The 21,078-nt window shown below is 42.4% G+C and carries 22 protein-coding genes and 1 pseudogene; 17 read left to right on the top strand and 6 right to left on the bottom strand.

Translation table 11 applies throughout. The features are described 5' to 3' along the window. Positions 1-18 precede the first annotated feature (18 nt). Positions 19-486, bottom strand: coding sequence for a tetratricopeptide repeat protein (locus HC246_RS00385; RefSeq protein WP_169361660.1), 468 nt, complete (start codon positions 484-486; stop codon positions 19-21). Positions 487-607: 121 nt separating this feature from the next. Between HC246_RS00385 and HC246_RS00380 the strand changes: the two genes are divergently transcribed. Continuing rightward, entirely contained in the window at positions 608-958 is a 351-nt protein-coding gene (locus HC246_RS00380) for a rhodanese-like domain-containing protein (RefSeq protein ID WP_169361659.1), read from the top strand. Between the two features lie 21 nt (positions 959-979). Here the strand turns inward: HC246_RS00380 and HC246_RS00375 are convergent, their stop codons facing one another. Beyond that, positions 980-1,165, bottom strand: a complete 186-nt coding sequence (locus HC246_RS00375; RefSeq protein WP_126386493.1) for a hypothetical protein — start codon at positions 1,163-1,165, stop codon at positions 980-982. 131 nt (positions 1,166-1,296) lie between these two features. Between HC246_RS00375 and HC246_RS00370 the strand changes: the two genes are divergently transcribed. From HC246_RS00370 to HC246_RS00360, 3 genes are all read left to right on the top strand, one after another. Continuing rightward, positions 1,297-2,658 (top strand): anthranilate synthase component I, encoded by a 1,362-nt coding sequence (locus tag HC246_RS00370; RefSeq protein ID WP_169361658.1) that lies wholly within the window; start codon positions 1,297-1,299, stop codon positions 2,656-2,658. 26 nt (positions 2,659-2,684) lie between these two features. After that, on the top strand, positions 2,685-3,065 hold the full coding sequence (locus HC246_RS00365) for a hypothetical protein (RefSeq protein WP_169361657.1): 381 nt from the start codon (positions 2,685-2,687) through the stop codon (positions 3,063-3,065). Between the two features lie 240 nt (positions 3,066-3,305). Next, positions 3,306-3,689 carry a pentapeptide repeat-containing protein gene (locus HC246_RS00360; RefSeq protein ID WP_169361656.1) on the top strand — a complete coding sequence of 128 codons (384 nt, stop codon included), beginning with the start codon at positions 3,306-3,308 and terminating at the stop codon, positions 3,687-3,689. A gap of 42 nt (positions 3,690-3,731) precedes the next feature. Here the strand turns inward: HC246_RS00360 and HC246_RS00355 are convergent, their stop codons facing one another. Further along, positions 3,732-5,096, bottom strand: a complete 1,365-nt coding sequence (locus HC246_RS00355; protein WP_169361655.1) for a TldD/PmbA family protein — start codon at positions 5,094-5,096, stop codon at positions 3,732-3,734. 207 nt (positions 5,097-5,303) lie between these two features. Here HC246_RS00355 and HC246_RS00350 point away from each other — a divergent pair, with 207 nt between their 5' ends. From HC246_RS00350 to HC246_RS00335, 4 genes are all read left to right on the top strand, one after another. Further along, complete coding sequence (locus HC246_RS00350; RefSeq protein WP_169361654.1) at positions 5,304-5,930, top strand: hypothetical protein; 627 nt, start codon at positions 5,304-5,306, stop codon at positions 5,928-5,930. Positions 5,931-5,951: 21 nt separating this feature from the next. Continuing rightward, entirely contained in the window at positions 5,952-6,515 is a 564-nt protein-coding gene (locus HC246_RS00345; RefSeq protein ID WP_169361653.1) for a hypothetical protein, read from the top strand. Positions 6,516-6,612: 97 nt separating this feature from the next. Continuing rightward, positions 6,613-7,071 (top strand): DUF29 domain-containing protein, encoded by a 459-nt coding sequence (locus tag HC246_RS00340; RefSeq protein ID WP_169361652.1) that lies wholly within the window; start codon positions 6,613-6,615, stop codon positions 7,069-7,071. Positions 7,072-7,079: 8 nt separating this feature from the next. Further along, positions 7,080-9,398 carry an ATP-dependent helicase gene (locus HC246_RS00335; RefSeq protein ID WP_169361651.1) on the top strand — a complete coding sequence of 773 codons (2,319 nt, stop codon included), beginning with the start codon at positions 7,080-7,082 and terminating at the stop codon, positions 9,396-9,398. Positions 9,399-9,443: 45 nt separating this feature from the next. On the opposite strand, the gene HC246_RS00330 is transcribed toward HC246_RS00335, so the two are convergent. Both HC246_RS00330 and HC246_RS00325 read right to left on the bottom strand, forming a co-directional pair. Beyond that, on the bottom strand, positions 9,444-10,595 hold the full coding sequence (locus HC246_RS00330) for an ABC transporter ATP-binding protein (RefSeq protein WP_169361650.1): 1,152 nt from the start codon (positions 10,593-10,595) through the stop codon (positions 9,444-9,446). Positions 10,596-10,661: 66 nt separating this feature from the next. Beyond that, positions 10,662-11,051 (bottom strand): GxxExxY protein, encoded by a 390-nt coding sequence (locus HC246_RS00325; protein WP_169361649.1) that lies wholly within the window; start codon positions 11,049-11,051, stop codon positions 10,662-10,664. A 69-nt stretch (positions 11,052-11,120) separates the two neighbouring features. Between HC246_RS00325 and HC246_RS00320 the strand changes: the two genes are divergently transcribed. The 9 genes from HC246_RS00320 (at position 11,121) to HC246_RS00280 (ending at position 20,716) form a co-directional block, all read left to right on the top strand. Further along, positions 11,121-12,317, top strand: coding sequence for a class I SAM-dependent methyltransferase (locus tag HC246_RS00320; protein ID WP_169361648.1), 1,197 nt, complete (start codon positions 11,121-11,123; stop codon positions 12,315-12,317). A 104-nt stretch (positions 12,318-12,421) separates the two neighbouring features. Next, entirely contained in the window at positions 12,422-13,609 is a 1,188-nt protein-coding gene (locus HC246_RS00315) for a response regulator transcription factor (protein ID WP_169361647.1), read from the top strand. Positions 13,610-13,916: 307 nt separating this feature from the next. Next, entirely contained in the window at positions 13,917-14,657 is a 741-nt protein-coding gene (locus HC246_RS00310; protein ID WP_169361646.1) for a phycocyanobilin:ferredoxin oxidoreductase, read from the top strand. A 612-nt stretch (positions 14,658-15,269) separates the two neighbouring features. Next, positions 15,270-15,788 carry a phycocyanin subunit beta gene (locus HC246_RS00305; RefSeq protein WP_169361645.1) on the top strand — a complete coding sequence of 173 codons (519 nt, stop codon included), beginning with the start codon at positions 15,270-15,272 and terminating at the stop codon, positions 15,786-15,788. A 172-nt stretch (positions 15,789-15,960) separates the two neighbouring features. Beyond that, positions 15,961-16,449 carry a phycocyanin subunit alpha gene (gene cpcA / locus HC246_RS00300; RefSeq protein ID WP_169361644.1) on the top strand — a complete coding sequence of 163 codons (489 nt, stop codon included), beginning with the start codon at positions 15,961-15,963 and terminating at the stop codon, positions 16,447-16,449. 293 nt (positions 16,450-16,742) lie between these two features. Beyond that, positions 16,743-17,561: a phycobilisome linker polypeptide gene (locus HC246_RS00295; RefSeq protein ID WP_169361643.1), complete on the top strand. Its 819-nt coding sequence runs from the start codon at positions 16,743-16,745 to the stop codon at positions 17,559-17,561. A gap of 184 nt (positions 17,562-17,745) precedes the next feature. Next, a complete protein-coding gene (locus HC246_RS00290) occupies positions 17,746-18,615 on the top strand; it encodes a phycobilisome linker polypeptide (RefSeq protein WP_169361642.1) in 870 nt (289 codons plus the stop codon). Positions 18,616-18,717: 102 nt separating this feature from the next. Then, positions 18,718-18,936 (top strand): phycobilisome linker polypeptide, encoded by a 219-nt coding sequence (locus HC246_RS00285; RefSeq protein WP_169361641.1) that lies wholly within the window; start codon positions 18,718-18,720, stop codon positions 18,934-18,936. 286 nt (positions 18,937-19,222) lie between these two features. Then, positions 19,223-20,716, top strand: coding sequence for an Ig-like domain-containing protein (locus HC246_RS00280; RefSeq protein ID WP_169361640.1), 1,494 nt, complete (start codon positions 19,223-19,225; stop codon positions 20,714-20,716). 56 nt (positions 20,717-20,772) lie between these two features. Here the strand turns inward: HC246_RS00280 and HC246_RS00275 are convergent. Next, positions 20,773-20,964 (bottom strand): annotated as a pseudogene (locus HC246_RS00275) (NADH-quinone oxidoreductase subunit C); the annotation flags it as partial. Between the last annotated feature and the right edge of the window lie 114 nt (positions 20,965-21,078).

Here is a 21,078-nt window from a genome sequence, read left to right as displayed (position 1 = left end):
CGCGAAGCGAGTCTTTTTTTAGTTCAACATAGCGGTGCATTCAAGAATTAATTTTTGATTGGTGAGTGAATAGGGCTGAATTTCCAAGGCTCTACGAAAAGTGGCGATCGCTTCGTGATAGTTACCGATCGCGGCATAACATAAACCCAAACCATGTACTGCTCCAAAATGGTAAGGATTCAGTGCGATCGCCTTTTGGCAATCTTTGATGGAGCGCTTGTAATCCCCCTGCATATAAAACAGTACTGCCCGACGATTCCATGCCTCGACAAAATCTGGCTGAGCATGAATCAACTGTGTCAGCATTAACTCCGCCTGACGAACATTGCCACTATCCGCCATCATCTGACTTTGGCGCAAAACCTGTAAACCCTGCATCCCCTTTTGCATAAACCACATTTCCCAAAGACCCTGAGTAGCACGCTCACGTACACCTTCATCTTCGCTCTTAAGATCTTGCAACAATTCTTCGATGGGTTGGCTCATTAGTCTAGACAGATTCTGCGGTAATAGGGAAACTGCAATATCTAAGTTTGGGCTAAAAGTGGAGACTTGTGATAGGTTTTTAACTCATACCTAAGAGATATTTTGAGAGTATTGTGCGCGTATGTCTATCATACAAATTACTGTCCAAGAACTCGCTGAACGTTTGGCTGGCGATCGCTCAGAGAATCAACCAGCTTTACAATTAATTGACGTGCGCGAACGGGATGAAGTGGAGATTGCTGCTATTGATGGGTTTTCAATCTTTCCCCTGAGTGAATATGACCAATGGGCAGCAGATTTTAAAGAGAAATTTGATCCCCATACAGAAACATTAGTCCTATGCCATCATGGAATGCGATCGGCGCAAATGTGCCAGTGGCTGATTAATCAAGGCTTTACCAATGTTAAAAATATTGCTGGTGGGATTGATGCCTATGCCTATGGGGTTGACCCGAATATGGCTAAGTATTAAAAATCTGGCGAAGCAAGGTTTTTAGTTTGCGGTTAAAAAGGGAACGCTGAAAAATATTGCTAGCCCGATCGCGGAAACTATACAAGTTGCGATGGTAATAATAATAAATTTGCGATCATTCGCGCCATAGAACCTATTCGGTAATGAACTCGCTAATACCATCAACCCAATTACAACGAGAATTCCGATAAACAAGGTGCGATTCATAGATTTCTAGGTTGCAGTTTGAAGATTTATCGTTTTCCAGTATGCCACTGCGCTTAGGAAACTGCAATTTGGTTAGCATTTTGCATTGCCAAAGTACGGTTTAATAAAACCGTACTTTATGAAATCTCTCTATGACCGATTGGGTGTGGCTTCAGCGATCGCTACCTAAGGAAATAACAGGAGCAGATCTATGGGAAGCCCTCTACTTAGGGGAACCAATTACGGTTCTATTGGAAAGCCCTACCACAGCTCCTTCAAAATTAGCTCGATACTCGATCACCGCAGGTAAACCTCGTCAAATCTGGACTCCTGAAGTTGGCGAAATTTTGTCATGTCTAGAGAAACTGCGATCGCGAATGCAATCTGCTCCAAATACTGATCCTGATTTACCAAATCACTTACCCTTTACGGGAGGGTATTTAGGCTGGTTAGGCTATGACCTTGCATGGGAAATTGAGCGCTTGCCATATACCAAATCTGACAGTTTGCCCTTCCCAGTTGCCTTTTGGTATGAGCCATCGAGCTTTGCTGTCATTGATCATCAGACTCAAACTGTTTGGCTAGCCGCTAGCGATCACCATGAGCTAGATGAATTAAGCGATCGTCTTAGCAATTTAGAAAACAAGGGACTTAAGCCCCTTGTTTTTACTAGTAATGATCACAGTCAAGCTAACCCAACTTATTCGCCAGAACGACAAGGCTATGAGTCCATCGTGGAAACTGCCAAGCAACATATCTATGCGGGTGATATTTTTCAGGCAAATCTCTCCATGCGATATGGCTATCCTTGGGCATCGGATGGATGGCAACTATACCGCCATTTACAAAAAATCAATCCCTCACCCTTTGCTAGCTATTGGCGCACCACTTGGGGCGAAGTGATCAGTGTCTCACCCGAGCGTCTCGTGAGTTTGCGCGATCGCCATGCCGAAACTCGTCCGATTGCAGGTACAAGACCACGAGGCAAAACTGACCAGCAGGATCTAGAACTTGAGCAGGAATTACTTGCCTGCATCAAAGAACAAGCTGAACATATTATGCTCGTTGACTTAGAACGTAATGATCTAGGTAAGGTATGTGAATGGGGAAGCGTTAAAGTTGATGAATTATTAGTGATCGAGCGTTACAGTCATGTGATGCACCTCGTTAGTAATGTGGTGGGGACATTACGAGGCGATCACAATTTTGTGGATCTGATTCGCGCAACTTTTCCGGGGGGGACAATTACAGGCTGTCCCAAGGTGCGCTGTATGGAAATCATCGAAAAGCTAGAACCCCAACGACGCAGTTTGTTTTATGGTTCCTGTGGCTATATCGACAAACGTGGCAATATGGATCTCAATATCTTGATTCGGACTTTGCTAAAGACCAACGATCATATTTGGGGACAGGTCGGTGCAGGTATCGTCGCTGATAGTATTAGCGATCGCGAATGGCACGAGTCATTACAAAAAGCTCAAGCACAATTAGCTGCGCTCGGACTAGTAAGATAAAAATATACTCAAAGATTGATATAACCGTGAATTACTACTTTCCTTCTGATCCTCCCTATTTTTTATTCGCTATTTCCCTACTTGCTGGACTTGCCTGTGGGCGCTCCTTTGAAGTGACCCTACGCAATTTAGTAAATGTTTGGTCAACTCGTAAATCATCTCGCACAATATTAGAACTCAAAAGCTCCAGTATTAAAGTTCCTTACCTCGGCATGGTCATCAGTATTACTATATTCATGTCAACGGGATTAGAGGTATTTGGTTTCCCAGCCATATTTGGTTATATAGTTGCAATTCCTATCACTCTTGGTATTGCGCTTCTTATCTGGCGGCAATTGGGACAAATGCTAGTTGAGCTTGAACGGGGCGGTTCAGCAGCATTAGATCTTGATTCCTTAGAAGGTTAATCCAAGAAGAGATGTGGTATGGGCAAATCCCACACCACATCTCTTCAAAACCCAGTAAACTCGATAGCATTGCGTAAGCCCTAATTGCTACAGTTGGGAGAAGACTCAGACTGTCAGAGTTTTCTCTAATTGCTGATGTCTTTAGCGCCTAAGACTTGTAGAATTATTGATCAATCCGAGTTTAAAATCGCTTTCAAAAATATTCATGTTCTCATAGATTTTGCCTAGGCTAAGCAATTAATGGATGCTAAAGAATTTTTGCAACTATATCGAGCGGGACGAAAAGTGTTTTCTAATGTCGATCTTGTGGGTGCAGATTTAAAAGCGATCGACTTACACAAAATTGACTTTAGCCACGCATCAATGAGCAAAAGCAATTTTGCTAATGCCAAGCTCTGTAGAGCTAATCTGAGTGGCGCAGATTTGAGCTACGCAAATTTAAATAGTGCCGATCTGCATCGTGCTAATCTCCGTCATGCCAATTTAAAGGGAGCGGATTTACGCAAAGCTGATCTACGTGGGGCTGACTTACGGGGTGCAAACTTAAGTTGGGCAAACTTGCAAGAAACACTTTTTGAGGGCGCTCAGATGACAAATGCGAACTTGTATAACGCCAAGAACTAAATGACTAAAGACTTGGTGCATATAGTGCACCAAGTCTTTAGCTTATGCTTCACCTGTAATTGATAATCCTTCTACCCAAACTTGAGGAGCCACACCTGATGGGGTAATTTTTACCTCTGGCTCGACATAGACGATCGCCTTGAGCAATTCCAAAATATCACCAGCGACCGTTGCTGCCTCGATACTCATGCGATCGCCTTTATTCACTAGCCAACCATCAAAGGGCAGAGAGAAAGAACCTTGAGATGCTTGCACACCCGCATGGAGTGCTTGCAAATCATCAATCAAAATTACATTCTCAACCGTTGCCAAGTCATAGACTTTCTCATTGGTAGAATTAGCAGCTTTACTACGCTCAATATGGAAGAAGTTGGGACTGACGGAAACCTTTGCGCCAACACTCCCATTACCCGTCGGTTGAGCATTTAAGCGTTTTGCGGTTACAGAACTATGGAGGAAATTAGTTAAAATCCCATTTACGATTAAAGGAATGCGGCGAGTGGGAGTTCCTTCGCCATCAAAGGTGGATGCGCCAATGTTACCCACATGGAGTTCATCATCGCTCACATCTAGCAGGGGTGAGGCAATCTGAGTACCAAGCGATTCGGGTGTAGAGAGACTGTTTTTATCAAGAATGCTTTGGGCATTGAAGAGACTAGAGAACGCACTAATCAAGCTCAGAAATGCTTCGGGAGAAAATACGACTAAGTATTTGCCAGATTTGATTTTGTCATAGTTCAAATGACTAATTGTTTTCTCGGCAGTTTCCTCAACACAACCCTTGACATCTAAACTCGCAAAGTCTCGGCTAATGCGATAGGCTCCTGCACTGCGAGGTTTTCTGCCTTCTTCTTCAGTTTTAGTATAGAGATAAATGGAGCTATAGGAACTACTTTCATTTCGCATTGCACCATCACTATTGAGATAGAAGCGGCTGAGATCGCGTTGAGAAAGTCCATTATAGGGAACCCCTGCGATCGCAGGATGTGCATCTAACAATTCCTTCTCAGCACCCAAAAGTGTTTCTACGAGTTGCTCGATCGCAGTTTGCGGTGCAGTTTGTGGCTCGCGTGCAGGAATATCAGCAATCGCTTCAGGACTAAAATCAGGAATATTTTCTTTAGCACCAAAGAAACTAGCTTCATGGGCGCTTTGGAGTGCAAGTTCTAAGCCAACGCGATCGATATTGGTGGTAGAAGTAACGCCGACAGTTCCCTCATCATTCCAGACGCGCACGGTGATGCTGGCGCGATTGGATGCGGATACTTGTTTGGGTGCGCCACTATCGACTTCAGCGCTAGTTTCATCGACGATCGCGCCGTAAATATCAAATTTTTTAATTCCTAATTTGCTAGCGGTCTCTTTGGCATCGGAGACTAATTTTTCTACACTGAGCGCTGATGACATAAACCCTTTATTCGTTTTTAATTTTTCGTTGCTTAATTAATATCATCATAGCAATCTAAAACACAGAATTTCACAAGGGTAATATTGGTACAAGATAATTTAATTAATTAATACTTGACAAAATATAAAAATATTAGATAATTTTTTCCGTTGCTGACTTCCAAATCTAAGCATCAGTATCTAAACATCAGTAAAAGGGCTTACATAATGCAAGTTTCTATTCCAGATAGCCTCAAGTTCTTTAGAACATCTCATTTTGTACGAGGGGAATGTCGAGTAGAACTTTGGACAGAAACTGGCATTGTTGTAAGCCATCAGCAGACGACTACCACTGTTGGTAGTTCAGTGACTGTTGATCAAGCATTGTGGCTGCAATTTGAAGATGGTATCGAAAGGAGCATAGATTTGGTAAATACAAATATGCATCTAGCTAGACCGGGACATAAAATCACTGAAATAATAGGTGCAAATTTACTAGACAAAGAAAAATTTAATGCTCTTGTTGCTTTTTATAACCATACTACGGATGAGTTTTATTTTTATAGAAATATCCGAGGATTTAGATCTCAATGGAGGTTTATTCTATACAAATCTCCACCATTAGGATTATTTGGTTATTGGTTTAGAACTGTTTTACTGTCTTTTGGTGTTGCTTACCTTCTATTTATGGCACCGAATCGCAGTCTAATTTTACTTGTTGCTAGTCCACTACCATGGATCCTTAGTATTCTTCTTTGGATAATACTTCACGTAACTGATCGTCGATATACTCTTTTTGAGAAACATCTTGAGAAAATTGTTGAAGACTTTCGGAAACAGTTGAAAGAAAGTTAAAGAATTACTAATTAATTATCAATGACCGAGACACAAGTTCAATATCAACCACAGACAGAGCCACCTCTATCTGATTGGTTAAAGTTTTTGCGCGAAGAAGTGAGATTTGAATACAACATTAGCGCTCAAAGAGTCGCATGGTTCCTCACTTCACAAACATTTCTAATTTCTGCCTTCGTTTTAGGATATTTTAACTCCAATGCAATTATAGCCAAAGACTTTTTTGGACAGATAATTCCTATGATTGGCATAATCTCATCCTTACTTCTTCGAGTCAGCATTATGGTGGCACATATTCGTATATGGCAGCATAGTAGGAACTTGCAAAGATTCCATCAAGAAGGACTATATGACGGATTGGATGATTTCTTGCGAAATATTGCAATGCTTTATCCGAGAATAGTTCCCTGCTTATTGCTTAGTACATGGATTGTCATTTTATTGACCTTCGGTTATCCATCACCTCTTAAAGATTTATCACCAAGTTTCTTGTTTCTTGTATTTTTCTTGATTTTGGTTGTTGCAGATATCTTTTTAAACAAATTTGAAAGAAATGATCAATTGCCAAGTAGAACGACAACATAAAAGTTTTACATACTCAGCATTGCGATCGCTATAATTAAGCTAAAGGAGTTCTACCAACCATTTTCCCAAGAGTAACTATTCCAAGAGTAGACAAACAATGTCCCAAACAACTCTAAAACTAGAACTTGCCAATCTATACAAGACGGACTATCTCGCATGGGTTGAACTAACCTTAACCAAATTGCGATCGCAGGACTTAGCAGCGATCGACTGGGACAATATTATTGAAGAAATTGCTGACATCGGGAAAAGTACACGTAGTAGCTTGAAAAGCAATCTGAGAATCGTCCTACAGCACTTACTAAAATGGCAATATCAACCTAGTCATCGGAGTAGAAGTTGGCAGTCTAGTATCATTGAACATCGCTTGCGAATTGAAGATGCGTTTACGGAATCTCCAAGTCTCAAACGATACTTTGCAGAAATATTTGATGATGCCTATACAGGGGCAATTCAGTTAGCTAGTAGCGAAACGGGTATTTCTAAAAAAACTTTCCCTAATACTTGTCCATATACACAGGAGCAAGTTTTAGATCCAGATTTTCTACCTAATTAAGTACTTCTATGGTCTTGCCCGAAGCTCTCAATGAATTACGCAAAACACTCCGCAAGGGGCAGCAAACGATGGCAGACTGGCAAGGGGGCGAGCTTGCCGTATCCGCAGTGCCGGGGGCAGGAAAGTCAACGGGCATGGCAGTTGCCGCCGCGATCGCGATCGCTAATTTCAACTTACATCGCCAAAAGCAATTGGTAATTGTCACCTTTACGCGATCGGCAGTCAGCAACATTCGCAAAAAAGTATCGGAACATTTAAAAAACTTGCGATTGCCCCAGAGTGCTTTTACTGTTAGTACTTTGCATAGCTTGGCATATACCATTGCCAGCAATCATCGTGAATTATCAGGATTTGGCGCAGGTGAAACGATCATTGTTTCTGAATCTCAAAAACAGCGCTTAATTCGTAATGCTACGAATCTTTGGGTAAAAGAGAATCCCAAATTGTACGATCTACTCCTTGAAGGTAGAAGTTTTGATGGGGAAGATACGGAACGCTTGCGGCGGCAGACTGTACTACGCACCGATGTTTTGCCGAGCTTAGCGAGAGAAGCGATCGCTACAGCAAAAAGTTCTGAATTAACGCCAGAGGATTTGCGCCAAGCCGAATCTCCCGATGGGGGAACTATTTTAGAAATTGCCGCAGGGCTTTATGAAACCTATGAGCGACTATTGCGGCAAGAAGGGGCGATCGATTATGACGATATGATTTTGGGCGCGTTGCGAGTATTAAAAAACGACAGTATTCGCAAATATTGGCAGGAGCGTGTTTTTGCTGTATTTGAGGATGAAGCACAGGATTCTTCCCCATTACAAACTGATCTGCTAGAGATTCTTGCCCTTACTCCCTACTCCTCTCTCCCTGAAGGAGATGGGGAAAAATCTTTCTTACTCCCCTCTCCCTCAGGGAGAGGGGTTGGGGGTGAGGGTATTAAAAATTTGATGCGGGTTGGAGATCCGAATCAGGCGATTAATTCCACATTTACCACTGCCGATCCACGCTTTTTTAATGAATTCTGCGATCGCTGCCAACTCAATTCACAACTCTCTACTCTCGATCAAGCAGGACGTAGCACTGTCAATGTGATGCGCGCCGCTAATTACGTTTTGTACTGGGTCAATCATTCCGAATATGCCAAATTAGAAAAGCCATTCCGTCAACAAAGAATTCATCCTGTAGATGTGGATGATCCACAGGCAAATGCTAATCCTGAACCCATTGGCAAGGGTGTAGAAATCTATTTACCCAATACAGTCGATGATATTGAACATGAAATCGAGTTGATTGGTTTACGGATTAAGCAACTGCATGAGCAAGATCCGAAACTCAGCATGGCGATTTTAGTGCGCCAACATAATCAAGGTCGCTTTGTGGCGGAGGCTTTGGCATGGTTGACCAAGGAGCATGACATTAAAATCTATGATGTCGAACAGAGCGATCGGCGATCGCGTGTGCCAATGGATATGTTGGCAATTTTGCAATTTATGGAGCGTCCCCATTCGCCCGATAATCTCAAATCTGCCCTAGAGGTTCTCAAAGATCGCCTAAAAATCTCATCCCAGCAAGACTTAAATGCTCTCGCTAGCAATCCCGAAAAGTTCCTCTACCCAACATTATTAGATCCTGCCCTAACACCACTTGCTCAAGATGCTCAGTCGAAATGTAAGGCTTTACTCCGCGCCAAAATTGAACTTCCTCTCTATAACCTGATTCCGTTTATCGCCTTTACTCTCTATGATGACGAGGCGGGACTCTTGGCGACAGCCGATAAATTAGGCGATCGCCTCAATCAACAGCTTGTGGGCAATTACTCCATGCAAACAGTGATTACAGAATTAAAGGAAATTGTCGAGTCTGAGAACTTTGAAGCGGTGGAAGATGAGAATCTAGAAGGGCGCTATATGACTGCTGGACAGTTGACGATTATTAGTCTGCATAAAGCTAAAGGTCTAGATTGGGATGTGGTCTTCATGCCCTTTCTGCATAAGCGCATTTGTCCGGGGGAAGCCTATATCCCTGAATCCGTCAAGTTTCTAGGGGATTTTGGTTTACCCGAAGTAGCAAGAGCACAGATTCGAGCGATCGTGCATCATGAGCGAATTCCCAATCCTGAGGAAGCTTGGAAACAATGTAGTTATCTCAAGCAGGCGGAGGAGTTTCGACTGCTCTATGTGGGAATGACCCGAGCGAAAAAATTGTTATGGCTATCAGCAGCACAATCAGCTCCGTTCAGTTGGAATACTTTAGAGAATCGTACTGAGAATGCGCCAATTTGTCCTGCAATTACGGAACTAGCGAAGAAGTTTCCTGAATTTATCTCTTGGTAAAGTTTATGCAATTTAGAGTTTTGAAAGCGCGGCTTTGCCGCGCTTTCAAAACTTTTGATAGGGATGATGCAACGTAACACCTGAATCGGCATCAAAGGCATAGAGCTTATTCAATTCAAAGCGCCAAAAACTGCGATCGCCAATTTGCCAATGATATTCCAAGCTAATATCGGCGGAAACCCTTGCTCTGATTTCACTATTCGCGAGTTTTAATAGCACAATGGTTTCCGAGCCTAGCGCTTCGACTAGTTCGACAGAGCCTTCTAAATGAGCATTTTCGGCATCTGTTGGCTGTAAATCTTCGGGACGGAAGCCAAGGGTAAAAGCGCGATCGCGTCCTATCTGATTAATTGATAACTCATTAATAGAAATCGGCTGATGCAAACTCTCACCATGCAGATTGCCATTACTATCGACCTGTACTGATAGAAAATTCATCGGTGGTGAACCCATAAATCCCGCTACAAAAACGTTGGCAGGTTTACGATAAATATTTAACGGCGTATCCACTTGCTGAATATCGCCTTTATTTAAGACCACAATGCGATCGCCCATGGTCATTGCTTCTACTTGGTCGTGGGTCACATAGATCGTTGTGACCTGTAATTGCTTTTGTAGCTGCACAATTTGCGATCGCGTATCACTGCGTAACTGAGCATCAAGATTTGATAGCGGCTCATCCATTAAAAAGACTTGAGGATTGCGGGCGATCGCTCGACCGAGGGCAACCCGTTGTTTTTGTCCGCCCGATAGTTCCTTGGGTTTGCGGCTGAGTAAGTGGGAAATTTGTAGAGATTCCGCAACCTGCTGTACCCGTTGATCGATTTCAGACTTTTGTTTTTTACTTGTAGGTGATAGCCAAGCAAGGGGTGACAAATTACGCGATCGCTGCCGTCTCAAGCCAAAGGCAATATTGTTATAAACGGTCATGTGGGGATAAAGCGCGTAACTTTGAAACACCATCGCAATATCGCGGACTTTGGGCGGTAGGTGATTGATTTGGCGATCGCCTAAATAAATGGAGCCGTCCGTTACTTCCTCTAAGCCAGCTATTAACCGCAATAATGTACTTTTGCCGCATCCTGAGGGACCTACCAAGACCAGAAATTCGCGATCGGCTACTTCTAGATCAATTTCTCGAAGAACTGTATTTTCTGCAAATTTTTTGGTAACGCTGCATAGACGAACGGGAGCCATTTTAAATGTCCTAAAAACTGATTTTGATTGGGGAAGGAAACCACTAAGGCACAAAGACACAAAGGTCTAGAGGACGATGCGTTTGAGTCCGTCTTTGATGAGGGGGACGTTGAAGTTGATTAGGAGTCCGAGGCGGTGTTTGGTGAGTTTGAGGTAGGTCATGAGTTGGGCGGTATGTACTGGCAAGAGATATTCTACGGCTTTCAGTTCGACGATGACGCAGTTATTCACTAAGAGATCTAGACGAAATCCAGCTTCAAGCCTTACGCCATCATAAATTACAGGAATCGGTACTTGTCGCTCTACCCTTATCTCCCTTTTCCTTAGCTCATGCTCCAAACAAATTTCATAAACACTTTCCAACAACCCAGCCCCCAACGTAGAATGCACCTGAAAAGCCGAATCCACAATCTCCTTAGCCACCTGATTCACCCCCTCCGAAATCGCCTCTCTCATAATCCCTTTGTGTCTCCGTGCCTTTGTGGTTTATATTCCTAAAATACCAAAATAATTTTAAAATTACCCATGTCCGATCCCAAAGTCAGCGAAGCCGTTGCCAAACTCTACAACACCTACCCCTTCCCACCAGAACCCCTCCTAGATGAGCCACCTCCCGGATATAACTGGCGCTGGAATTGGCAAGCTGCCTATAACTTTTGTACTGGACAAAAACCTACTAAAAATGATATTCGCGTTCTCGATGCGGGCTGTGGCTCAGGCGTAAGCACCGAATATCTTGTCCATCTCAATCCCGAAGCTCATGTTGTCGGCATCGATCTCAGTGAAGGAACTCTCGCTGTTGCCAAAGAACGCTGTAAAAGGTCAGGTGCAACTAGAGCAGAATTCTATCACCTCAGTCTATTTGATGCTGATCAATTGGAAGGAGAATTTGATCTAATCAATTCCGTAGGCGTTCTCCACCATACCGCCGATCCCATCCGTGGCATACAGGCTCTAGCAAATAAGCTTGCTCCCGGAGGATTGCTACATATTTTTGTGTATGGCGAACTAGGACGTTGGGAAATTCGTTTGATGCAGGAAGCGATCGCTTTATTGCAAGGTGATAAGCGAGGCGATTATGTTGATGGCGTGAAAATCGGTAGGGAAATATTTGCGAATCTGCCTGAGACTAATGCGCTCCGTCGTCGTGAAACTGAACGTTGGGCGGCGGAAAATCAACAGGATGCTTGTTTTGCGGATATGTATGTGCATCCCCAAGAGCTTAATTACAATGTAAATACTCTCTTTGAATTAATTGATGCCTCAGGATTAGAATTCCTTGGCTTCTCCAATCCGCAAGTATGGGACTTAAATCGCTTGATCGGCAAAGCCCCTGACTTAAGTGCGCGATCGCAACATCTTACTGAGCGCCAACGTTATCGCCTCATCGAAGTTCTCGATCCGCAGACAATTTCCCATTATGAGTTCTTCTTAGTCCGTCCGCCGCTTGAGAAGAAGACTTGGCAAGTTGATGCAGAATTACTCAGAGCCATTCCTGAGCCGAGTCCCTGTATTTATGGCTGGCGCGATAGTGCTCATTTCTTTGATTACAACTATCAGCTTGTGAAAATCAGTGAGTCAGCATGGAAGTTCCTGTTAGCTACTGATGACAATCAAAATAAAGGTCAAACCGTCGCGCAGATCCTAGAGTCCGTTGAGGCTACTTTAGAAGATGTGCGATCGCTCCAGCAGCAACAAATCATCTTATTAACGCCCCAATAGATTGCAGCGCTTTGCGCTAAATTAAACCCCAAAGAAATTTTGAAAGTGTGGCGGAGACACACTTTCAAAATTTCTTTGTACTACTTAAAGCCTCAAGGCTGTATATGAAGATATTACTCATAGAAGAAGATGAAATCTTAATCGCTAATTTAACTAAACATCTCACCGCACATCATTACATCGTTGATGTAGTTAAAGATAGCGAAACAGCTTGGAGCTATGGCTCAACCTTTGAATATGACCTGTTTATCTTCGATATTACATCACCAAATTTAAATGGAATCAATCTCTGTCATCGCTTTCGAGTAGAAGGCTATACGATGCCCATTCTGCTCATTACCGAAAATAGTAGTAAAGTCAAAGTAAATGGACTAGATGCAGGCGCAGATGATTGTGTGGTCAAACCCTTTGATATGCCAGAATTAATTGCAAGGGTTCGTGCTTTATTGAGAAGGAGCAATGCCAGCTCGTTTCCTTTGTTAGTTTGGGGAGATTTACTACTCAATCCTAGTACCTGTGAAGTTTCTTATAATAGTCAGCCGCTAACACTAACCAATAAAGAATATGAATTATTAGAACTGTTGCTACGTGATAGTCAACATTTACTCAGTGCTGACGAAATTCTTGATCGCCTTTGGTCTTCCGATGATTTTCCCTCCGAGGCAACCGTGCGATCGCATATTCGCCGCTTGCGTCACAAGTTAGTCCAAGCAGGCGCTCCCTCAGATTTTGTTGCCACCGTACATGGACGAGGCTATTACCTCAAAGCACCAGATAAGAGTCCAGATTTAGAATCAGCAAAAACATCACAGATTTCTAATTTACCTGATTTATCTGGCGTAGATTTCCCGTTAACCCCAATCGTCGCTAACTCATCGCTTTCATTCACCATCAAGCAACCTCAAGCCGCAATCAAATTAATGGTTGTCGATGATGATATTGACTATTTGCGATCGCTACCAGAGCTACTTGCACCTTGGGAATTTAAAGTTACGACCCTAGATGATCCACAGGAGTTTTGGTCAGTTTTAGAAGCCGTATTACCAGATGTCCTCATATTAGATGTGAATATCCCCCCCTTTGATGGAATAGATATTTGTCAGGCTCTCCGTAGCTATCCTCAATGGCAACGTTTACCAGTTTTGTTTTTAAGCGCTGTAAGCGATCGGCATACGCAAAACCTCGCCTTTAGTGTCGGTGCTGATGACTATTTATGTAAACCGATCGCAGGTATCGATCTGGCTAACCGCATTCGCAATCGCTTGCAACGCATTAGCGCCTATCGGCAATAATTGCCCCCCAATTTCAAAGAGCACCGCTCTTTGAAATTGGGCTTTGGAATTTAGCTATAGCTATATTTCTTAACTTTTACTGCGTCAATTATGCTAGCGGACGGTGAGAGAATGAATATTCACATAAGTAGCTAGGCGTAATTAAAAAATAGAACCAAAACCTGTGGCGCACGCGCAGCGTGCGCCACAGGTTTTGGGGTTTTATATTTAATTGCACCCAGCTACTTAAATAATCTGGATATGTGGCGTTTCGCATAACAAATCCCCTTTACTAATATTTTTTTAGATTAACTTTAGATATAGACCCATGTCCCAAACTCTAGAAGCATCACTACGAGAGAAACAATATCCTTTAATTCGTGATTTAGCGAATTGCATCGAAACCGTATGGCGAGAAAACCTAGATTTATCTCCCTATCAAATTCCAGAAGATCTCGGTTATGTAGAAGGTGCATTGGAAGGTGAAAGGCTAGTAATCGAAAATCATTGCTACAGCACACCACAGTTTCGGAAGCTACATTTAGAACTAGCGCAGGTGGGTAATGGGTTGGATATTCTCCATTGTGTGATGTTTCCTAATGCTGAGTATGATATTCCTATCTTTGGAGCCGACTTAGTAGGTGGTCGTGCAGGAATTAGTGCTGCGATCGCTGATCTATCTCCTCTTTATCCTGATTTTGCCTTACCACCCAGCTATCATCAAGCTTTATCAAATTTACCGATAGTCAACTTCGAGCAACCTCGCGAATTGCCACAGTGGGGCGATATTTTCTCGCAATTTTGTTTGTTTATCCGTCCAATGGGCGATCGCGAAGAGGCAGATTTCCTAGACCGAGTGCGATCGATCTTGACTTTGCATTGTCAACTCTCCGTTGCCACAACTCCTTTTAGTACTTCCGAAGAGATTAGCAAGATTCGGGCTGGTCATCGCTACTACTGCCAAAAGCAACAGCAAAATGACAAAACGCGACGGGTACTCGAAAAATCCTTTGGAGAAGAATGGACAGAACGCTACATGACAACCATGCTTTTTGATTACGTTGAGTAAAGGAGAAGGGGGCACAAAGTGCCCCCTTCTCTTTTGGGTGAATATATAAATAAATGTAAAGAATTGCATAATGGTATACCCTTAACAATTGTTTACTTATGGATAAACTTTCGCAAACTAAATAAAAAAATTAAAAATGGCGTAGCTAAATTACATACCCATCTTTATATTCAGCAAATAAGTATAGTAAAAAAGCCAAAATCTAAGTTTGTTACTAATCTTTATATTGTAAAGAAATGAAACTAAATGCAACGATAGGTTCATACTTTAAGGTTAGGTAAAAAAGCTTAGATGCCTTGTTAGATCAAGGTTTATAGATATTCTTCAGAAGTTTTAGTTAACTTGATTTTGAGCTTTTAATGGATTGCACAAAATCTGCACAAATTAGTTGTTTTAATCAACTCAATCCAAAAGCCACTGAACCAAAAAACTTACAAAGTTAAGGTTTAGTTCCATTAAGTAAATTGAGAAGCTTGGTTATCGCTTTACTCAATTAATGCTTGAGGAATCTTATGAATTGGGTGTTTCGCGAAATAAATATCCCAATCAATTAAGAAGGTACGGAATCATTCTCAATTTATATATTTAATTAATAAAAAGGAGACTCTTTAAATGCTAGATGCTTTTACTAAAGTAGTTGCTCAGGCAGATACTCGCGGTGCTTTCGTTACCGATTCTCAAATCGATGCTTTGAAACAAGTGGTAGCAGACGGAACAAAGCGCTTAGACGTTGTTAACCGTATTACATCCAACGCTTCTGCGATCGTTACAGATGCTGCTCGTGCACTATTTGAAGATCAGCCTCAATTGATCGCTCCTGGTGGAAATGCTTATCCTCATCGTCGTATCGCCGCTTGTATGCGTGATATGGACATCATCCTTCGCTATGTTACCTACGCTATCTATGCTGGCGACGCAAGTGTATTGGAAGATCGTTGCCTTAATGGTTTGCGTGAAACCTACAGCGCATTGGGCGTACCTGGTGGATCAGTTGCAGTAGGCGTTGAAAAGATGAAAGCAGCAGCGATCGCACTTGCTAACGATCCTAATGGCGTAACTCGTGGCGACTGTAGCGCTCTTATGGCTGAAGTAGCTAGCTATTTTGACAAGGCAGCAGCAGCGGTTGGCTAAATTTTTCAAGCTTGCTGAATTGACTTAATTGTATAAAAAATCAATTCACAAAGCTGATTAAAATTTGCTTTCACTAGCCTTATCGCAAAATTTTGCATAATCCTTTTTGCACAATTCCTTTTTTGTCTAATCCATTTTTAGTCTCAAATAACTTTTTAGAGGTAAATTAAACATGAAGACTCCTTTAACCGAAGCAGTTGCTACAGCCGATTCTCAAGGTCGTTATATCAGCGTTCCTGAAATGCAAGCAGCTTTTGGTCGCTTGCGTACCGCCGCCGCTAGCCTTGATGCTGCAAAAACCTTGAGTGCTAAGGCTTCCAGCTTGGCTGAAGGTGCAGCAAACGCTGTATATCAAAAATTCCCTTACACCACCCAACAAGCAGGCAACAACTTCGCTTCTACTCCTCGTGGTAAAGCAAAGTGCTCTCGCGACATTGGCTACTATGTTCGCATCATCAGCTACTGTCTAGTTGCTGGTAGCACTGGTCCTTTGGATGATTACATGATCAGTGGTTTGGCTGAAATCAACCGTTCTTTTGACCTTGCTCCTAGCTGGTATGTTGAAGCGCTGAAGTACATCAAAGCTAATCATGGTTTGAGTGGCGATGCAGCTTTAGAAGCTAACTCCTACATCGACTACGCTATCAATGCGTTGGTATAGGTTTTTTAATTCTGCAAACAGAATCTAGAAAGCCCCGAAGACGATAAGTCTACCCTGCGGGGTGGGCTTATCGTCTTTTCGTATATATAAATATACTCAAATAAATAAAAGATATTTGTATGGGGCTATACTTGATCTTTATAAAACTTTTGGTTTAAATTTTTACTGAATAGCAATTCTCATTTTCTTGCTATGTCTGATATAGAAGGCGAAAGTTAACTATATTGACCTTTCTCGTCTCAACACTAAATTTTTATTAAATTTACACTTAAGAAAAACAAGGAAAATAAACTATGGCAATTACAAATGCCGCCTCCCAGTTAGGAACTGCTGCTTATAGCAATGCCAGTCCTTTAGAATTGCGTTCTCACTTTTCTGCGGATGACGCTAAGGTTGTTATTAATGCTGTTTATCGTCATGTACTCGGCAATGATCACATTTTGTCATCAGAGAGATTGGTTGGACTTGAATCCTTGCTGACCAATGGTCAAATTTCAGTGCGTGAATTCGTGCGTGGAGTTGCTAAATCAGAACTGTACAAAACCAAGTTCCTTTATCCTAACTTCCATAGCCGTGTAATTGAGTTGAACTTCAAGCATTTATTGGGACGTGCTCCTTACTCTGAAGCTGAATTGATTGAGCATCTCGATCGCTATCAAAATGAAGGCTACGATGCTGACATTGATTCTTACATCGATTCTGACGAGTACGACTCGAGCTTTGGTGATTCTGTTGTACCTTACTTCCGTGGCTTCAACAATAAGGTTGGCGATAGAACCGTTGGCTTTACCAGAATTTTCCGCCTCTATCATGGCTATGCTAGCAGCGATCGCGCCCATAGCAAGAACAGATCAACTTGGCTGTCCACTGAACTCGCCCAAAATTCTGCTAGCGCTATTCGCACCCCAGGATTTGGGCTGGGTCTAGCTGGTAACACCAGTGATGACCGTGGTCAACTCTACCGTGTCAGCGTCATTCAAGCAAATAATGGACGGACTACCCAAATTCGTCGTAGTGCTACTGAGTACTTGGTTCCTTACGACCAGCTTTCTAGCACTATGCAGCGTTTAAGCAAGCGTGGTGGTCGTATTACGCAAGTTTCTCTTGCTTAATGCAATTGATTAGAGATATTCTGTAGAAAGAGCAGTACAAAGTGCTACTCTTTCTCGTTTTGATTGTTCTCAAAGATAACAAGATTTAAAAGTTAAGATAGGTGGTCATTTTGACTCGCTTGTCTTAACTGTTGGATCTTTACCCTATTTTTTTATTTTTAAAGTAAGACAAGGAAAATAAACTATGGCAATTACAAATGCCGCCTCCAGTTTGGGAACTGCTGCTTATAGCAATGCTAGTCCAGTAGAACTACGTCCTAACTTTTCTCAAGATGATGTCAAGGTAGTCATTAACGCTGTTTATCGCCATGTATTGGGAAATGACTACATCTTGGCGGCAGATCGTTTGGTTGGACTTGAGTCTTTATTGACAAATGGTCAAATCACAGTACGTGAATTCGTGCGTGCAGTTGCCAAGTCTGAGCTATACAAGAGCAAGTTTCTTTATTCCAACTTCCACACCCGTGTAATTGAATTGAACTTCAAGCACTTGTTAGGACGTGCTCCCTACTCTGAAGCTGAAGTAATTGAACACCTCGATCGCTATCAAAACGAAGGCTATGATGCCGATATCGATTCTTACATCGATTCTGATGAGTACGAAGCGAGCTTCGGTGATTCCGTTGTTCCTTACTATCGTGGTTTTACCAATAAGGTTGGCGACAGAACTGTTGGCTTTACCAGAATTTTCCGCCTCTATCGCGGTTATGCTAATAGCGATCGCGCTCAAGTTGCAGGTAGTGCTTCTAGACTAGCAACTGAACTCGCTCAAAACAGTGTTTCTCCTATTGTTGGTGCTTCTGGCGGCAATGACGGTTGGGCTTATCAACCAGCAAAACAAGGCAATACTCCTACCCGTGCCTTTGGTCGTTCTTCTGTGGGTTCTGAAGATCGTCTATACAGAATTGAAGTTGCTGCGATTTCTCTACCTAGATACCCTCAAGTTCGTCGTAGCAATAGAGAGTACATTGTTTCTTATAAAGAGTTGAACAATACATTGCAACGCATCAGCAAGTTGGGTGGCAAAGTTGCTAGTGTAACGATCGCTCAATAGGCTCTTATAGTCATTCATTAAAGGCTCATCTACAGGATGTGCCTTTAATACTCTCCCAAAATCTCACTATCAACCTTTCAAAATTTAGTAAAACTGAGTTTTATGATTACTTCCGCTAAAGATAATCGCGTGTTTGTTTACGAAGTATCTGGCTTACGTCAAAGTGATGCAACCGATCTTAACGGTTATCCTATTCGTAACAGCAGCAGCATTTTCGTTAAAGTTCCTTTTAGCCGTCTAAATGAGCAAACCCGTAGAATCACTCGTCTCGGTGGCACAATTGTTGATGTACGTCCACTTAACGCATCTACTGAAGGTTAATTTTTCCTAGTTAACAAATAAGAAAGGCGACGCTTAGCGTCGCCTTTCTTATTTGTTAACTAGGGTGATAAGGAATCAAATTTTTTGTGGCACGGCAAAGCCACAAAAAATTTTTATTAAACAAGACCAGAAGAGAGTTGCTATAACTAGGGCACTACAAATGATTTAGGGACTTACAGTAAAATAAAGAACCGATTTCTTATGATGTGGCGAAGTCATGTCATATGCTTGTGCTTCAATGAAACTGGCAAACCCCATACTTTTTGTCTTTTGGAAATAGGCTGACATGCAACTTAGTCCTCGCTTTAAATGGTTTTCGCAGCCCCTCGATCGCTATGCGATAGGTTTTGTCGCAGCTCTAAGTGTGGCGATCGCGATTGTGCTATGGATTGGCGATCGCACTGCACCACAGGTGAAAGACTTTAGTTGGCAAGGTCAGCGAATTGATGCTAGCAATGCATCCTTTGTATTGACCTTTAACCGTCCAATGAATCGCGAAAGTGTCGAGCAAAATCTCAAATTCGATCCACCCCTTGCAGGCAAAATTAGTTGGTCATCAAGACGCATGTCCTACACCCCATTAGCACCTGCGACCTATGGCAAAAACTATACGATGAAACTTGAGAATGCCTACGATCGCTTTGCGAATGAGTCTGGCAAAAAAATTGCGATTGAGCCTTTTGTAGGCAGTTTTAAAACTCCTAATCCCTATTTTGCTTATATTGGCTCACAGGGCGAAGAAAAAGGTCGCCTTGTGCTTTACAATGTGTTACAAAAGGAAAAGCGAGTTTTAACACCTCCTAATCTGACAGTTCTAGATTTTCGGATTTATCCTGATCGCCAAAAAATTCTATTTGGGGCGATCGAAGCGGCGGGGCAAAGCTTACTTGACCAAAAACTCTATGTGGTGACAACGGGAATTGATCGTGAAGATCATTTAACGTCAAATCCACCTGAAATTAAACCTATTCTCGGTAGTGATGACTATCAAAACTTTAAATTCGATCTCTCACCCGATGGTAAAAACATCTTGGTGCAGCGTCTCAGCCGTCAGCAAGTCGGACGTTATGGACTCTGGCTTATCAAAGAGAATCAACAACCGCGATCGCTGGACAACCAACCCGGGGGCGATTTTATGTTTACGCCCGACAGCTCGTCGGTGGCGATCGCTCAAGGCGAAGGAGTTGCGATTTTGCCTCTTGAGCCGCAAGCCCCACCGTTGGACTTTCTCCCCAGATTCGGTACTGTTTTAAACTTCGGTAGAAGTGGCACGAAGGCGGCAACAATTAAATTTAATAAGGACTATACGCGATCGCTCTATTTAGTAAATAACCAAGGCATCCAAAAGGAACTGACCAAAATTAATGGTTCGATCCTTGGTGCTCAGTTTGATCCACAAGAAAAAACGCTCTATTGCTTACTAACTGATGTTGAGCAAGATCCTGCCAAAAACATCTTTCGTGAAAAGCCTTACATTGCCGCGATCGATCTTGATTCCGCGCAATTGCGCCGCATTCTCGAACTTCCATCACAAAGAGAAATTCAATTTAATGTTGCTCCAGATGGACAAGCCATACTGCTCAATTCCGCAGTGACTAGCGATGATGCCTCCGTTTCTCAGGCTATTCCTGAAGATTCAGCAAAAGCTACTCGCAGTGGTCGTAATTCTCAAGTTCCTACTCAGTTAATTTTGCTACCTATTAATACAGCAGAAAGTAACAAATTACCGCAACCTGATGTGTTGCCAATGTTTGGAACATTTCCTAAATGGTTGCCCTAAAGTTTCTTTCAAAAGACTACATATTAAAAAAGAAGCACCCCATGGGTGCTTCTTTTTTAATATGCGTCTTGCAATTCGTAAAAGTCTGGCGTGACGTAATCCTTTCGCATCGGATAGCCGATCCAGTCTTCGGGTATGAGAATGCGCTTGAGATTGGGATGTCCTTCGTAGACAATGCCATACATATCGTAGGTTTCGCGCTCTTGCCAATCCGCAGTTTTCCAGATCCAGTAAACTAAGGTAAAACGGATAATGGCGAAGATAAGTTTGATTGGGCAAGTAATTACCATCATTATCTAGCTTTACGCCAAGAATTAGAGATTAAGATAAAAAATGTCGCGTAATAGCTTTAGGGATTATTT

Source organism: Pseudanabaena yagii GIHE-NHR1, from assembly GCF_012863495.1.
GTDB classification, from domain to species: Bacteria; Cyanobacteriota; Cyanobacteriia; order Pseudanabaenales; family Pseudanabaenaceae; genus Pseudanabaena; species Pseudanabaena yagii.
This window is presented reverse-complemented; position numbering and strand designations above follow the sequence as displayed.

Excerpts from the sequence above, each read along its gene's own strand:
- HC246_RS00385 (WP_169361660.1), bottom strand. The coding sequence starts at position 486 with ATGAGCCAACCCATCGAAGAATTGTTGCAAGATCTTAAGAGCGAAGAT.
- HC246_RS00380 (WP_169361659.1), top strand. The coding sequence starts at position 608 with ATGTCTATCATACAAATTACTGTCCAAGAACTCGCTGAACGTTTGGCT.
- HC246_RS00375 (WP_126386493.1), bottom strand. The coding sequence starts at position 1,165 with ATGAATCGCACCTTGTTTATCGGAATTCTCGTTGTAATTGGGTTGATG.
- HC246_RS00370 (WP_169361658.1), top strand. The coding sequence starts at position 1,297 with ATGACCGATTGGGTGTGGCTTCAGCGATCGCTACCTAAGGAAATAACA.
- HC246_RS00360 (WP_169361656.1), top strand. The coding sequence starts at position 3,306 with ATGGATGCTAAAGAATTTTTGCAACTATATCGAGCGGGACGAAAAGTG.
- HC246_RS00355 (WP_169361655.1), bottom strand. The coding sequence starts at position 5,096 with ATGTCATCAGCGCTCAGTGTAGAAAAATTAGTCTCCGATGCCAAAGAG.
- HC246_RS00350 (WP_169361654.1), top strand. The coding sequence starts at position 5,304 with ATGCAAGTTTCTATTCCAGATAGCCTCAAGTTCTTTAGAACATCTCAT.
- HC246_RS00345 (WP_169361653.1), top strand. The coding sequence starts at position 5,952 with ATGACCGAGACACAAGTTCAATATCAACCACAGACAGAGCCACCTCTA.
- HC246_RS00340 (WP_169361652.1), top strand. The coding sequence starts at position 6,613 with ATGTCCCAAACAACTCTAAAACTAGAACTTGCCAATCTATACAAGACG.
- HC246_RS00335 (WP_169361651.1), top strand. The coding sequence starts at position 7,080 with ATGGTCTTGCCCGAAGCTCTCAATGAATTACGCAAAACACTCCGCAAG.
- HC246_RS00330 (WP_169361650.1), bottom strand. The coding sequence starts at position 10,595 with ATGGCTCCCGTTCGTCTATGCAGCGTTACCAAAAAATTTGCAGAAAAT.
- HC246_RS00325 (WP_169361649.1), bottom strand. The coding sequence starts at position 11,051 with ATGAGAGAGGCGATTTCGGAGGGGGTGAATCAGGTGGCTAAGGAGATT.
- HC246_RS00320 (WP_169361648.1), top strand. The coding sequence starts at position 11,121 with ATGTCCGATCCCAAAGTCAGCGAAGCCGTTGCCAAACTCTACAACACC.
- HC246_RS00315 (WP_169361647.1), top strand. The coding sequence starts at position 12,422 with ATGAAGATATTACTCATAGAAGAAGATGAAATCTTAATCGCTAATTTA.
- HC246_RS00310 (WP_169361646.1), top strand. The coding sequence starts at position 13,917 with ATGTCCCAAACTCTAGAAGCATCACTACGAGAGAAACAATATCCTTTA.
- HC246_RS00305 (WP_169361645.1), top strand. The coding sequence starts at position 15,270 with ATGCTAGATGCTTTTACTAAAGTAGTTGCTCAGGCAGATACTCGCGGT.
- cpcA (WP_169361644.1), top strand. The coding sequence starts at position 15,961 with ATGAAGACTCCTTTAACCGAAGCAGTTGCTACAGCCGATTCTCAAGGT.
- HC246_RS00295 (WP_169361643.1), top strand. The coding sequence starts at position 16,743 with ATGGCAATTACAAATGCCGCCTCCCAGTTAGGAACTGCTGCTTATAGC.
- HC246_RS00290 (WP_169361642.1), top strand. The coding sequence starts at position 17,746 with ATGGCAATTACAAATGCCGCCTCCAGTTTGGGAACTGCTGCTTATAGC.
- HC246_RS00285 (WP_169361641.1), top strand. The coding sequence starts at position 18,718 with ATGATTACTTCCGCTAAAGATAATCGCGTGTTTGTTTACGAAGTATCT.
- HC246_RS00280 (WP_169361640.1), top strand. The coding sequence starts at position 19,223 with ATGCAACTTAGTCCTCGCTTTAAATGGTTTTCGCAGCCCCTCGATCGC.